11 protein-coding genes are annotated in these 12,857 nt (G+C 71.2%); 4 read left to right on the top strand and 7 right to left on the bottom strand.

Annotated elements, in window-relative coordinates:
* Positions 1-373 precede the first annotated feature (373 nt).
* The 4 genes from ACGFQC_RS28575 to ACGFQC_RS28560 form a co-directional block, all read right to left on the bottom strand.
* Entirely contained in the window at positions 374-712 is a 339-nt protein-coding gene (locus ACGFQC_RS28575) for an antibiotic biosynthesis monooxygenase (protein WP_363090150.1), read from the bottom strand.
* Positions 703-2,079: an NAD(P)/FAD-dependent oxidoreductase gene (locus tag ACGFQC_RS28570; protein ID WP_363090151.1), complete on the bottom strand. Its 1,377-nt coding sequence runs from the start codon at positions 2,077-2,079 to the stop codon at positions 703-705. The genes ACGFQC_RS28575 and ACGFQC_RS28570 overlap by 10 nt, the downstream gene beginning before the upstream one ends.
* Before the next feature lie 66 nt (positions 2,080-2,145).
* Entirely contained in the window at positions 2,146-3,180 is a 1,035-nt protein-coding gene (locus ACGFQC_RS28565; RefSeq protein ID WP_363090152.1) for an isocitrate/isopropylmalate family dehydrogenase, read from the bottom strand.
* Positions 3,181-3,187: 7 nt separating this feature from the next.
* The gene (locus ACGFQC_RS28560) at positions 3,188-3,934 is read right to left on the bottom strand and encodes an alpha/beta fold hydrolase (RefSeq protein WP_363090153.1); all 747 of its coding nucleotides are present in this window, start codon (positions 3,932-3,934) and stop codon (positions 3,188-3,190) included.
* Positions 3,935-4,299: 365 nt separating this feature from the next.
* Between ACGFQC_RS28560 and ACGFQC_RS28555 the strand changes: the two genes are divergently transcribed.
* Positions 4,300-5,886: a (2,3-dihydroxybenzoyl)adenylate synthase gene (locus tag ACGFQC_RS28555; RefSeq protein ID WP_363090154.1), complete on the top strand. Its 1,587-nt coding sequence runs from the start codon at positions 4,300-4,302 to the stop codon at positions 5,884-5,886.
* Positions 5,887-6,646: 760 nt separating this feature from the next.
* Here ACGFQC_RS28555 and ACGFQC_RS28550 read toward each other — a convergent pair.
* From ACGFQC_RS28550 to ACGFQC_RS28540, 3 genes are all read right to left on the bottom strand, one after another.
* Complete coding sequence (locus ACGFQC_RS28550) at positions 6,647-7,276, bottom strand: TetR/AcrR family transcriptional regulator (RefSeq protein ID WP_363090155.1); 630 nt, start codon at positions 7,274-7,276, stop codon at positions 6,647-6,649.
* Between the two features lie 142 nt (positions 7,277-7,418).
* Positions 7,419-8,810 carry an amidase gene (locus ACGFQC_RS28545; RefSeq protein ID WP_363090156.1) on the bottom strand — a complete coding sequence of 464 codons (1,392 nt, stop codon included), beginning with the start codon at positions 8,808-8,810 and terminating at the stop codon, positions 7,419-7,421.
* Positions 8,797-9,003, bottom strand: coding sequence for a hypothetical protein (locus ACGFQC_RS28540; RefSeq protein ID WP_363090157.1), 207 nt, complete (start codon positions 9,001-9,003; stop codon positions 8,797-8,799). The genes ACGFQC_RS28545 and ACGFQC_RS28540 overlap by 14 nt, the downstream gene beginning before the upstream one ends.
* Positions 9,004-9,151: 148 nt before the next feature.
* Here ACGFQC_RS28540 and ACGFQC_RS28535 point away from each other — a divergent pair, with 148 nt between their 5' ends.
* From ACGFQC_RS28535 to ACGFQC_RS28525, 3 genes are all read left to right on the top strand, one after another.
* The gene (locus tag ACGFQC_RS28535) at positions 9,152-10,495 is read left to right on the top strand and encodes an MFS transporter (protein ID WP_363090158.1); all 1,344 of its coding nucleotides are present in this window, start codon (positions 9,152-9,154) and stop codon (positions 10,493-10,495) included.
* 11 nt (positions 10,496-10,506) lie between these two features.
* Positions 10,507-11,442, top strand: coding sequence for an MBL fold metallo-hydrolase (locus tag ACGFQC_RS28530; protein ID WP_363090159.1), 936 nt, complete (start codon positions 10,507-10,509; stop codon positions 11,440-11,442).
* A 1,259-nt stretch (positions 11,443-12,701) separates the two neighbouring features.
* Positions 12,702-12,857, top strand: coding sequence for a hypothetical protein (locus tag ACGFQC_RS28525; RefSeq protein WP_363090160.1), 156 nt, complete (start codon positions 12,702-12,704; stop codon positions 12,855-12,857).

Below are 12,857 nucleotides of genomic sequence, written 5' to 3'. Positions count from 1 at the left end.
GCGGCCCATGTGGTTGAACAACCGCGATGAAAGATGTTGGCCAGAGATCGAAAAGGAATTGGCCACCACCCGAAACAAATCCGCCATACAGTGCGGTTCGGCGCCCGTCCGGCGCCCGTTCGGCGTCCGTCCGGCGCCCGTCCGGCGTCCGTCCAGCGCCCGTCCGGCGCCCGTCCGGCGCCCGCCACAACCGTCCTCGAAGGACATCCCCCGTTCGCAGATCCGGGTGTCCTCGCGGCCGGCCTCCGCCTGCTAGGGCGTGTCTGACAATTCCCGTCGGGCGCGCGACGCCTGGCACGGCACTCCCCCGGCTTTCGGCCGGGGGAGTGCCGTGCCGGGCCTCGCAAGCCGGTGAGCCTTTCCGGTCACAGCACTAGTGCGGCTCCTCGGCCGCTGCGGCCGGGCTCCGGTCGTCGTGCGCGCTGGTCCGGATCACCTGGGCGACGGTCAGCTCGTAGGCGGAGTACCAGTGTTTCCTGCCCATGCTCTGCGCCACCTGGTGCTCGGGGTCGCAACGCCACTTGTCCAACGTCTCCTCGTCGCGCCACATCATGACGGCGAGACGTTCACCGTCCTCCCCGGTGTAGTGCTTGACCTCCACCGGGTCGGACCCGGCGATGGCGCGGACCCGTTCCTGCATCCGCTCCTCGGTGGCGTGGTACTCCTCGCCGGCCTGCTCGGACAGGTGCGACTTGAACAGGATCACGAACATCCGGAGTCCTCCAGGGTGGCTGGGGTCGGGGCGGGGGGAGGGGTGCAGGCGCGCAGCCGGTCGTCGGGCGCCGAGACCAGTTCGGTGCCGTACCGGGCCAGCAGATCCGCCACGAGCCGGTCCAGACGCCGGTCGTCGCGCAGTACGGAGGCGTAGCTCTCCTCGCTGAAGGCGCACCGTTCGTACAGCGGCACGAACCGGTCGGGGAAGAGGGCAGTCAGCCGCCCGCGCAGCACGTCCGCGGCGCTCTCCTCGCGAGGCGGATCGGCCATGGTGAAGTAGTGCCGGTAGGAGAGCCGGGAGATCGCGTCGGCGTCCTCGGTCCGCGACTTCTCGTAGGCGGCCAGGCCCGCCGCCCAGTCGGCGGAGGCGTCGAGGCAGTCGACGAGGACCCGGGCGTCCTCGAAGCCGCAGTTCATGCCCTGCCCCATGAAGGGCGCCATCGCGTGACAGGAGTCACCGAGCAGGGCGAAGGCGTCTCGCCAGACCCATCGGTCGCAGTGGACGGTCGTGAGGGTCGAGACGGCCTTGGTGGCCAGCTGGTCCGCGATGTCGGGGATGATCGCGGTCGGCTCGGGAAAGTGGGCGGCGAACATCTCGGACAGGTCCTGGCCGCCGCGGGCCGCCGCGTAGGACGGGGCGGGGCCGTCGAGACGCATGAACAAGGAGCCGGAGAGCTTCCCCGACGGCAGGGGGTGCGCGGCGAACATCGCCTTCCCGGTGGGCCAGTAGTGCGTGATGGTCGGGTCCAGCCGGCCGGCCGGTACGTCGATCTCCTGGTAGGCCAGGTCCAGCTTGCGCACCTCGACCCGGGCGCCACGCGCCTCCAGGGCGGCCCGGGCGGCGGAGTGCGCGCCGTCGCAGCCGAGGACCCGGCGGCACGTCAGCCGGCGCGAGCCGTGCCGGTCCTCCACCAGCACCGCGGGTTCGTCCAGGTCCACCGAGCGCACCCGCTGCCCGAAGCGGATGCGCACACCGGGGGTCGCCTCGGCGGCGTCCAGCAGGATCTGGTGCAGCCGCCGGCGTTCCACCGCCCAGATGGGCTGTCCGTCCCGGCTGTAGGGAGTCAACCGCGTCCGGCCGTCGGGCAGGTGCCCGCAGCGTCCGTGCAGGGGGACGCATATCCGGCGCACGGCGTCCGCGACGCCCAGGTCCGACAGGGCGCGCCAGCCTCGCGCCGACAGCATCACGACGAGCGACCGGCGTTCTGGACCGGGCTCCAGTCTGGGGTCCGCCCGCTTCTCCAGCAGGGTGACCGGTCCGAAGCGGGGGGCGAGGTAGCGAGCCGTGACCGCGCCCACCAGGCCGGCCCCCACGATGACGGTCTCCGGGTTCCCGTCCGCGCGGTTCGTGTCGTTGCCGTTCATGCTGTCCCCGCCCCTCGTCCGTCGTTCCGCCCGCAGTTCCGCGGTCGAGTCCGCCTCCACGCCTCGCTATGGCCGCCGCAGTTCGGTCAGGACCACGGTGCCCACCTCCTTCGTGCTGAGGGATCCGCCGAGATCGGGGGTGACGCGGCCGGCCGCCACGGCCGCGGCGACCGCCCGGCGGACCGCGTCCGCCTCCTCGGTTTGGCCCAGGTGCTCGGCCAGCAGGGCCACGGAGAGGATCGCGCCGAACGGGTTGGCGGTGCCGGTACCCGCGATGTCCGGGGCGCTGCCGTGCACGGGCTCGAAGAGCGCCTGTCCGGTCACGGGGTTGAGATTCGCCGACGCCGCGACGCCCAGGCCGCCGGCGAGCGCGGCCGTGAGGTCGCTGAGGATGTCGCCGTAGGAGTTGTTGGTGACGATGACGTCGAAGGCGGTCGGATCGGTGGCCAGCCGCAGGGCGGCGGTGTCCACGTAGAGGTGGGACGTCTCGACGTGCGGGTGCCGTGCCATTGCCTCGCTCCAGCACCGCTGCCACAGCTGCCCGCCGTTGCGGACGGCGTTGGCCTTGTCGACGAGGCACACCGACCTGCGCGCCACGGAGAAGGCGAACTCCAGCACCCGTGACACACCTTGACGGGTGTTGAGGTCCACGTCGATGGCGATCTCCTGGGGGGTCCCGGTGCGCGTACCACCGCCGATGCCGCTGTAGAGCCCCTCGGTGTTCTCCCTGACGATGACGCAGTCGATCGCCCGGCGGGCCGGGTCACGCAGCGGACTGAGCCTGTCGTGCCAGAGTCTGGCGGGCCGGTAGTTGACGTAGAGGTCGAGTTCGAGACGCAGGGTGGTGAGGACATCGCGCACGTACGCGGTGTCGCTGAGCCTGGGATCGCCGACCGCGCCGAGGAGCGCCGCCTCGCTGGACCTGATCCGGTCGAGGTCGGCTCCGGTCAGGGCCGTTCCGGTGCGCAGGTAGGTTTCCGCGTTGACGTGGTCCAGGACGTCCGTCCGCGCCCCGAGGCCGAGGGCGTCGAGGACGTCCAGCGCCGGCTCGATCACCTCGGGGCCGATGCCGTCACCGGGGATCACGGCGATGGTGGTCACGGCCGCCTCACTTCCGGCCCTGGCTCAGCACGTCCGCGACGAGTTCCGCGACGTCGGCCGTCACATGGAAGTGCCCGCCCGGCCGCGCGGTTTCCGTGAAGCCGCCGGAGGTGACGTCCGCCCACCCCGCCAGCTGGGCCTGCTCCACCAACGGGTCGCCCTCGCCGTGGTAGCAGCGCACGGGGCAGGACAGCGAACGGGTGCCCGGGCGGGGCCGATAGGTCGCGTGGGCCCGCAGGTCCGAGCGGATGACGGGCAGGAGGAGGTCGCGCAGCTCGGCGTTCCCGGCGATCGCGGGTTCGATGCCGCCCAGCGCGCACAGCGTCGTCCAGAACTCGTCGTCGGGTGCCAGGTGGACGCTTCTGTTGTTCATCCGTCCGGGCGGCAGAGCGGCGGACACGCAGAGCGCCAGGGGTTCCTCGCCGGCGTCCCGCAGCAGCAGGGCGGTCTCGTAGGCGACCAGCGCGCCCAGGCTGTGCCCGAACAGTATGTGGTCGCCCGGCGGCAACCGCAGCAGCTCCGCCGCCACGCAGCCCGCCATCGCGGCCACGTCGTCCACGGGCGGCTCTCCGAAGCGGTCGCCGCGACCCGGGTACTGGACGGCCATCAGCGACACACCGGGCGGCACCGCGGCGGACCACCCGCCGAAGGCGATCCCCGAGCCACCCGAGTGCGGGAAGCACACCACGCGCACGCCGAGCGGGTCACCGATGGTCATCGACCGCACCCATCCGCGTTCCCCTATCCGGCTCATCCTCTTCGCCCTCCTGGCCCGCCGTCGTTCCGTCCGCACCATGTTTTCCACTCGCCGCGGATTCGCGCGGCCCGCGACAGATGTCGGCAAGAGATCGGGGGGCGGCGGACCGTGGAGCTGACGATGCCAAGGGACAGGACAGCAAGGACCGCAGGCACGCCGCCGCACGGCACCAGGCTCACGCCGCGCGCGGACGTCGCGCACCACCGCACCGGACACCGCCCGCCACCGCGTGGAGGCACCCGCCCTCCGGCCGCATTGCCGACGGCCCGCGGCCGGGACGGACCGAGCGCACCCGCGGCTCCACCCGGACCTCCGCGCCCCTCGATCCACGCCTCGACCGACCGCTGAAAGGGAACGCGATCATGCTTGACGGTTTTGTGCACTGGCCTGAACAGCTCGCGGCGGAGCTGCGCCGGACAGGGGTCTGGCGCGGCCGGCCGATCGGTGACTTGTTGCACGAGTCGTGCCGGCGGAACGCCGAGCGGGTGGCCGTGGTGTGCGGCGACCGCCGGATGACCTACGCGGAGCTGTCCCGGCGGGCGGACGGACTGGCCGGCGGCCTGATCGCACTGGGCGTCAAGCCCCTGGACCGGGTGGTGGTCCACCTCCCCAACGTCCCGGAGTTCGTCGTCCTGGTCTTCGCGCTGCTGCGGGCCGGAGCCATCCCGGTGCTGGCGCTGCCCGGTCACCGCAGGGCCGAGATCACGCATCTGTGCGCGCACTCCGGCGCCGTCGCCTATGTGGCGAAGGACGAGTTCGGCGGGTTCGACTACCGCACGATCGCCCGGGAGCTCCCGTCGGTCCCGCACGTGATCGTCAGCGGTGACGCCCAGGAGTTCACACCGCTGGAGTCGCTGGACGCCCCGGACGTCGCGCTGCCCCGGGTGGACGCGTCCGACCCCGCGCTGTTCCTGCTCTCCGGTGGCACCACCGGACTGCCGAAGCTGATTCCCCGGACCCACGACGACTACGAGTACGTCATGCGGGCCAGCGCGAAGGCGATGGAGGTGGGCCCGGAGGTGGTGTACCTGGCCGTCAACCCGGCCGCGCACCAGGCGGCTCTCGCCTGTCCGGGCGTGTTCGGCAGTCTCCTGTTGGGCGGGAAGGCGGTGCTCACCTCCAGCGTGCGGCCCGATGACGTCTTCTCGCTGATCCGCCGCGAGGGGATCACCGTGACCACGGTCGTGCCCTCGGTGCTGCGGCTGTGGGCCGATTCCGGACGACCGCCCGGCGAACTGTCCCGCCTGCTGATCCAGGTGGGCAGCGCGCCGCTCGACCCGGCCCTGGCGCGCCGTGCGGCCCAGGTGCTGGGCTGCCGGATCCAGCGGTGGTACGGCATCAGCGAGGGGCTGCTGACCCACACCCGGCTCGACGACCCGGAGGAGGCGGCCGTCAACACGGACGGCCGCCCGATGTCACCGGGTGACGAGGTCCGGGTCGTCGACGAGTCGGGGCACCCCGTGCCCGATGGGGAGGCGGGCGAGATGCAGGTACGGGGGCCGTACACCATCCGCGGGTATTACCGGGCCCCCGAGGAGAACGCCCGCTCGTTCACGCCGGACGGTTTCTTCCGCACCGGCGACCTCGTCCGGCGCAGGCCGGACGGCAACATCATGATCGTCGGCAGGATCAAGGACGTCATCAACCGGGCCGGCGAGAAGGTCTCCGCGGAGGAGGTGGAGCGGCAGCTGCGCACCCACCCCGCCGTGCAGGACGCGGCCGTGATCGGCGTGGCGGACACCGTGCTCGGCGAACGGACCTACGCGTTCGTCGTCCTCGACGAGGCGGATGTCCGCCCGTCGGCCATGAAGGAGTTCCTCAGGGGCCGCGGCCTGGCCGCCTACAAGATCCCCGACCGGCTGATACCGATGCCGCAGCTTCCGCGCACACCGATGGGGAAGGTCGACAAGAAGGCACTGCGCGCGGGAATCGCCGCCTCGGAACGCTGACGATGCCCGCGACGCGGGACGGGATTCCGCGTCCGTTCCGCGTCTGCCTCGGCCGGTCGACCACCGCATCCGACCGGGATCCCACCGGGCACCGGGGCCTGCCCGGCCCTACCGCCGACCATGGTGCACACCGGCTCGTGACCGGCGGATGAGCAGTTCACTCGGCGCCGCCGGGCCGCCCCCGAGTGCGGCGACGGGCGCCCGTGTCAAGGAGGTGATCGGCAGTCCGGGCATGAACCGCATCGCTCAGCCCCGACATACGCGACCTGGCGCTCCATCAGGGCGAGCGTCACATGAGCGTCAGAACGGTCCGGCACCGCCCCGGCGAAGCCCGGGGGCATCATGCGTCCGCTTTCCCGTCACCGATCGAAACCGCAGGTCGGCCGGCGTCCGTCCGGCATGCGGCCCGCACCACGTCGCGCGCCCGTGAAAACAGGTCGGGCCGGCCCGCCCGGAACCTCAGGAATCAGAGAAGTCGCAGCTCAGAGGCTCTTCGCAGCGGGCTCAAGGACGGCGACACACTCCACGTGGTGCGTCATCGGAAAGATGTCCCGGCAGGATGGATCTCGCACAACACCAGGTCAGGGGCCGTTTTCTGCTCCGCCGAAGGGCCCTTCGTGCGCACGGGGCGTCAAACGGGCGTCACGCCCGAGGGCTACGTCCTGGTCGGTCATTGCCGGGGATTTCAGGACCCCTGCCAGTACAGCCAGCCGCTCGGCCTCCACGGCCCGGTGGCCAGACCGCCCGATGGGCGAAGTGGTCAGTTGTCGGGTTCCTTCTTCGAGCGCTGAGGGGCGGCGGCCCCGGTGGGGCGGGCGCCGGCCTCGATCTGCTGGGCGTACACGGCGTTCGTCACGAGCTCGCGCGCGTATGCGGCGTCCAGTCGACCGGGGCGGAAGAGGATGCGGTACATGATCGGCGCCACGACACGGTCGATCAGCAGTTCCGTCTCGGGCACCGGCTCCCCCCGCTGCACCGCACGGGCCAGCACGGCGTCGATCTGCTCTGCGGCATACGCCGAACACTGACCGGCGTTGGTTCCGTCGGGGTCACCGAGCAGGGCGTCCCGGATGTAGGCGCGCCCGGGCGGCGAGGCCATCTCGTCGAGGAACTGTTCCGCCCACGCGTCGAGATCGGCCCGCAGGCTTCCGAGATCGGCCGGAGCCGTTTCCGGGCGCAGTCGTTCGACGGCCACGTCGGACAGGAGTTCCTGCAGGTCGCCCCAACGACGGTAGATCGTGGAGGGGGTCACGCCCGCCCGAGTGGCCACCATCGGGACCGTGAGCGCGTCGCGGCCCACCTCCCCTACGAGTTCACGTACCGCCGCATGGACGGACTCCTGTACGCGTGCGCTGCGCCCGCCGGGGCGGACCATGGGCCTGGGACTCATGCGATCCACCTTAATGCGATTTTGTTGCTTCTAGGCGGTGGCCGGCGCCGGCGACCCGCGGGGCTGCGCATCCGGGCGCCCGAGCACGGCGGACGCCCCCGCAGCGACGCGACCGCATGCCTGCTGGAACGTCCGCCTTCCCTCAGGCAGCGAGGGGAGCAAGCCGCCCCGCGCCGGCCACCGACTCCTCGTAGACCCGGCCCACACGGAGCACCGTCGCGTCGTGGAAGGGGCGCGCCATCAGCTGCATACCGATCGGCAGTCCGGCGCGGTCGTGACCGACCGGCAGGGTGAGGGCCGGGACGCCGGTGATGTTGGCCGGGGCACAGAGGCGGACGTAGCTGTCCGACACGGCCTCGGTCGTGCCATCGGCCCACTCGACGGCTTCCTGCCCCGCCTCGGCGGCGGTCATCGGCACCGTCGGCGCGGCGAGGAGGTCGATTCCGTCGAACATGCGAGCCCAGGCTTCTCGCATCATGGTGCGGGCCCGCTGGGCGCGGAGGTAGTCGCCCGCGGAGGTGAGTTCGCCGGCCTCCAGCAGGATGCGAACGTCCGCCGCGTACAGGTCGGGGGTGGCCCGCAGCGACCGCTCGTGGTAGGCGGTGGCCTCGGGAACCATCAGCCCCCACTGAACGGCCTGGAGGTAACGCGCCATCGGGATCTCGACGTCGACGAGCTCCGCCCCCAGCTCCGCCAGCCGCTCGATCGCGCCGCGTACGGACTCCTCCACCTCGGGCGTGACCCGGTCGAAGTAGTGGTTCCGCGGTACGCCGACCTTCAGTCCTCGCAGGTCGCCCCCCGGGAAGCGGTCCAGCATCGGGCCGGACACGCTCGCCGGGTCGCGCGGGTCGTGGCCGGCGGTCGCCGACAGCACCAGCGCGGCGTCCTGGACGGTGCGGGTGAGAGGGCCCACGTGGTCCAGGGACCAGGACAGCGAGGTCACGCCTGTGCGTGGGACCAGGCCGTAGGTCGGCTTGAGGCCCACCACGCCGTTCAGGGCCGCGGGGACCCGGATGGAACCGCCCGTGTCCGTGCCCATGGCGAACGTCGCCCCGCCGGCGGCGACAGCCACCGCCGAGCCGCCGCTCGACCCGCCCGCGACCCGGCTGTGGTCCCAGGCGTTGTTCGTCTGCGGAGTGGTCAGGCCGTAGGCGAACTCGTGCGTGTGCGTCTTGCCCAGGAGGACGGCCCCGGCGGCGCCGAGCCGTTCGGCCACCCGGCTGTCGCGTTCCGCCACGTGCCCCGCCCGGACGTGCGAGCTCGCCGTGGTGGGCATCCCCTCTGCGTCGATCAGATCCTTGAGCGCCATGGGGATCCCGTGCAGCGGCCCGCGCGGTCCGCTTGCCGAGATCTCCCGTTCGGCGCGGACCGCTGCGGCCAGGGCCGCGTCGGCTGCGACGGTGACGTAGGCGCCCAGCCGTCCTTCGACGGCGGCGATACGGGCGAGCACCGATTCGGTGAGTTCGACGGGGGACAGCTCCCGGGCGCGCACCGCACGGGAGGCTTCGGTCAGCGACAGCTCAAACGGTTGCATCGGCGGTCCCCTGTCCGGCTCGGTAGGAGGACGCGGGAGGGGTCTCGCCGAAATCGAGCTCGCGCAACGTGCTGATCACGGAGTGGATGTGGTTGGCCGTCATGGCCACTCCTTCGTGTCGGCCGTCCCCGAGGGGGAGCCCCGCCCGCAGCGCCCCTCGGGCTGCCTCTTGGGGGGTGAGTTCGCTGGTCATGGCTTCCTTCCGGATCCGTGCGGCGCGACGGGCCAGGGCTGGTGCAGGACCTCCGACCACCGCAAAAGCGAATCGTTTGCTTTAGTCGATCATAGGATCTACGGTGGCTTAAAGCAAACGAATCGCTTTTAGTACGGGAAGGAGACTCATGCAGAGCGTCCCCGCGGGCCTCGCGCCTCCCCGCACCTCCCCATCCGGACGCCTGCCGTTCGCCTTGCACGCCTCGATCCTGATCGCGCTGCTCGCCGCATCCAGCGCGCCGACCCCGCTGTACCCCCACTACCAGGCTCAGTGGCAGTTGTCGTCCCTCGACATCACCGTGGTCTTCAGCGCCTACGCCCTGGCGCTCCTGATCGCACTGCTGACGACCGGAACCCTTTCCGACCATGTCGGACGCCGCCCCGTCCTCCTGGGCGCGCTCGCGGTCCAGGTCGCCTCCATGGCACTGTTCGCGACGGCCGGCGGCCTGACCACCCTGATCGGCGCCCGCGCGCTGCAGGGCATCGCGACCGGCGCGGCGACCAGCGCAGCAGGTGCGGCTCTCCTCGACCTGGAAGACCCCGCCCGGCCGGGTCGCCCCGCTCTGGCCAACAGCATCGCGCCGGTGACGGGCATGGCGGCCGGCGTCCTGGCAGCCACCCTCATGGTGCGCTTCGCCCCCGTTCCGACGATCACGGTGTACGCGGCTCTGATCGCCGTGTTCGCCGCGCAGGCCATCGCCCTTGTCCCGACGTCCGAGACCGTCCGCCGCCGTCCCGGAGCACTGCGCTCGACGCGGCCCCACCTGGCGCTGCCGCCGGCGGCCGCCCACGCTCTCCTGCTCAACGGCGCCGGCGTCGTCGCCGTCTGGGCACTCGGCGGCTTCTACTCGTCCCTGGGACCGGGCTTCACACGGCTCGTCTCCCCCGGCGGACCCGAGTACGCCGGCGGCATGGTCTTCTTCACGCTGACGGCCGTCGCCGCCCCGACGGTGTACTTCACGCGCAGGATGCCTGCCGACGTCTCCGCTCTTCTCGGGAGCTGCGCGGTGATTCCGGCGGCCGTCCTGACCCTGGGTGCCCTCTGTCTCGCCGGCCCCGTACTTCTCTTCGCCGGGGCGGCGCTGGCCGGGTTCGGCTTCGGAGCCGTCTCCCAGGGTGCGCTGCGCGCGGTCGTCGACTCGGTCCCGGCCCGGGAGAAGGGCGGCACGCTCGCCTCCTATCACGTACTCAGCTACCTGGCGATGAGTCTGCCCGCCATCGGCGCCGGCGCCCTCACCGCCGGCTTCGGGCTGCGTGCGGCAGCACTGGCCCATGCCGGCTGCGTGGCCGTACTGGCGACCGTCGCAGTCGCGACGTTGACCGCGTCGCTGCGCAGTCGGCGCCGGACACCGTCCCCGGACATCCACTCCCGCCCGGCAACGAGCAACTACACACCCGCCTCACCCGACACACCCGGCACACCCGGCACACCCGCTCCAGACATCTCCGTCCTCGCGACCCATGACAGGTAAGGAAAGTCGCCGTGTTCACCTCATCGCAAACGACCAAGTCCACTACTCCCCCCGCCTCTTCCTGGACGGTGGGCAACCACACCGTACGGCGCATCGACGAAGTGGTCCTGCCCGCCCGGACCGGTCCGTGGCTGCTGCCCGGGGCAACCAGCGATCTCGTGAGCCGGACTCCCTGGCTGAGCCCCGAATTCGCCGACGAACAAGGCGTCCTGCGCCTGGCGAGTCACAGCTTCGCCGTCGAGGTGGACGGCATGCGGGTGCTGGTGGACACCGGCATCGGAAACGGGAAGCGGCGCGCCAACCCCGCCTGGCACAACCTGAACAGCGACTACGAAGCACGGCTACGGGCGGCGGGCTTCGCGCCGGAGAGCGTTGACGTCGTGGTCCTGACCCACCTCCACGCCGACCACGTGGGGTGGAACACGCGCGCCGAGGGCGACGCCTGGGTGCCCACCTTCCCGAACGCGCGCTATCTCACCTCACGCACCGAGTGGGACTACTGGGCGGGTGTCGACATGGAGGAGGCGCGTCGGCAGATGTTCCGGGACTCGGTCCATCCCGTCCGGGAAGCAGGTCTGTTCGACCTCATCGATGTCGCGGACGAGGGCACGGACGTCGCGCCGGGCGTCCGTCTGCTGCCCACCCCCGGCCACACACCGGGGCAGGTGGCGGTGGAACTGAGCAGCCGTGGCGAGACCGCATTGGTCACCGGCGACAGCATCCACCACCCGGTCCAGATGGCGCATCCGGAGCTCTGCAGCTGTGTGGACGTCGCTCCCGGACTCGCGGCCAGGACCCGGAACCAGGTGCTCGGCTCACTGGCCGGTACGTCGACTCTCCTGCTCGGGAGCCACTTCCCGCCGCCGACCGCCGGACACGTGCTACGCGAGGGCGGCGGGTACCGACTGGTCCCGGCTCCCTCAGGGGTCACGCCCACCGGCGGCTGAAGCGGATCGGAGCACCCGGGACGTGCCGCACACCGAGTCGCACCGAGTCCGTGCGGGTGACGTCCTGGGCGTCCGCGACCGGACGGCCCGGGAGCGGCTGTGAGACTCCTCCGGCATGCGCTCCGTCGTCACCGACGGGGCCGGACGACGTCATGACCGATCACCGGCTCGCGCCCTTCGCGCAAGCCGGCTGTCGGCTGTCCCTCGTGGGCGACGGTCACGCCGACGCGTCGCGAACGAGGGCAATCTGCCGGCCCCACTCGCCCATCGCCGGCCGAGCGACGCGGCCCTGCTCCAGCCTCACGAATCGAGCGTCATTCGAGCGTCAACAATGATGAACGCACGTCGCCGACATCATTCGTACGAACCCCGCCACACCCTGCAACCGCAGGTCAGGCGAGTTTGAACAAGCAGTGGGTCCGCCCGACCCGCTGTACGGAGGAAAACAGGTCGAGCGGCCCACCTGGGCGGCGCAACCGCAGGTCAGACGCCCTTTGCCGCAGGTTCAAGAATCGCCACGCACTCCACATGATGCGTCATCGGAAAGGTGTCGGCCTGAGCGCATCTCGAAAAAGGCCAGGTCAGATCCGGTGCTGGTGCTCGTGGCTCCACTTGTCGGCACCCAGAGCGTCAAACGAGCGTCATGGAGGCTGCACGATTCCTACATCCGTCGCAGCCGGGACAGCGCCCATGCCTACGGCATCAACGGTGACCGGTTCGCCAGTCGGTGTCACGGTGCCCTGAGCGTGCCGCGCCCCGCGCCACCTCGGACACAGTCCCTGCTGTTGCATGCCCGGACCCGGTCAGAACGTCGAGGAGTGACAGGCCCCCCACTGATCCATCTGGCGGGATCGGGCCCGGCGGGTGCACGTCGGCGGCTGCGTCGTCCGTGTGGAAAGAGCCGGCGCGGACCCGGTACCCATGGTGATGATCCCGGCCCCTCAGGAATGTGGTCGGCAGCTCAGTCATCGTCGTTCTGCTTCTCGGCCGCAGATGAAGAAGACAGACTCGCCACTCTGGCAGGCATCAATCGGTGACGAAGTCCTCCGGGACGGACCGGCAGACGGCGGCGAGCGTGCCGAGCGCCTGTGACAGGACGTCCGGGTAGGTGGAGGCGAGGCCGAGGCGAATGGCGTTGGGGGCGTGGTTGCCGCCGACGCGGCAATTCGTCGCGCAGGAACGCCCGGATCGCGTCCTTCACCGCAATGAGCCCGAGCCTCAGCACGACCTGGGCCAGGTGCTCGACTCGCTGCTGGGACATGCTGGACGAAAGCGGGTTCATCGCCGTCCTGCAAGACCGGCTTCGCACCTCGCTGGACCTCTTCGAGCGGGCGCTGGTCAAGGGCACGGCGGGCGGGGTCACGATCATCAAGAAGCACGGCGAGCCGTGGATCAGGCTCTCCCCGCGCGGGTGA

It is taken from the genome of Streptomyces sp. NPDC048734 (genome assembly GCF_043198675.1).
Lineage (GTDB): Bacteria > Actinomycetota > Actinomycetes > Streptomycetales > Streptomycetaceae > Streptomyces.
The sequence above is the reverse complement of the archived record's forward strand: the minus strand, read 5'-3'. Positions and strand labels throughout refer to the sequence as shown.

What these genes read in the sequence shown, in the direction of transcription:
- ACGFQC_RS28575 (WP_363090150.1), bottom strand. Translation starts at nt 712, where the DNA reads ATGTTCGTGATCCTGTTCAAGTCGCACCTGTCCGAGCAGGCCGGCGAG.
- ACGFQC_RS28570 (WP_363090151.1), bottom strand. Translation starts at nt 2,079, where the DNA reads ATGAACGGCAACGACACGAACCGCGCGGACGGGAACCCGGAGACCGTC.
- ACGFQC_RS28560 (WP_363090153.1), bottom strand. Translation starts at nt 3,934, where the DNA reads ATGAGCCGGATAGGGGAACGCGGATGGGTGCGGTCGATGACCATCGGT.
- ACGFQC_RS28555 (WP_363090154.1), top strand. Translation starts at nt 4,300, where the DNA reads ATGCTTGACGGTTTTGTGCACTGGCCTGAACAGCTCGCGGCGGAGCTG.
- ACGFQC_RS28550 (WP_363090155.1), bottom strand. Translation starts at nt 7,276, where the DNA reads ATGAGTCCCAGGCCCATGGTCCGCCCCGGCGGGCGCAGCGCACGCGTA.
- ACGFQC_RS28545 (WP_363090156.1), bottom strand. Translation starts at nt 8,810, where the DNA reads ATGCAACCGTTTGAGCTGTCGCTGACCGAAGCCTCCCGTGCGGTGCGC.
- ACGFQC_RS28540 (WP_363090157.1), bottom strand. Translation starts at nt 9,003, where the DNA reads ATGACCAGCGAACTCACCCCCCAAGAGGCAGCCCGAGGGGCGCTGCGG.
- ACGFQC_RS28535 (WP_363090158.1), top strand. Translation starts at nt 9,152, where the DNA reads ATGCAGAGCGTCCCCGCGGGCCTCGCGCCTCCCCGCACCTCCCCATCC.
- ACGFQC_RS28525 (WP_363090160.1), top strand. Translation starts at nt 12,702, where the DNA reads ATGCTGGACGAAAGCGGGTTCATCGCCGTCCTGCAAGACCGGCTTCGC.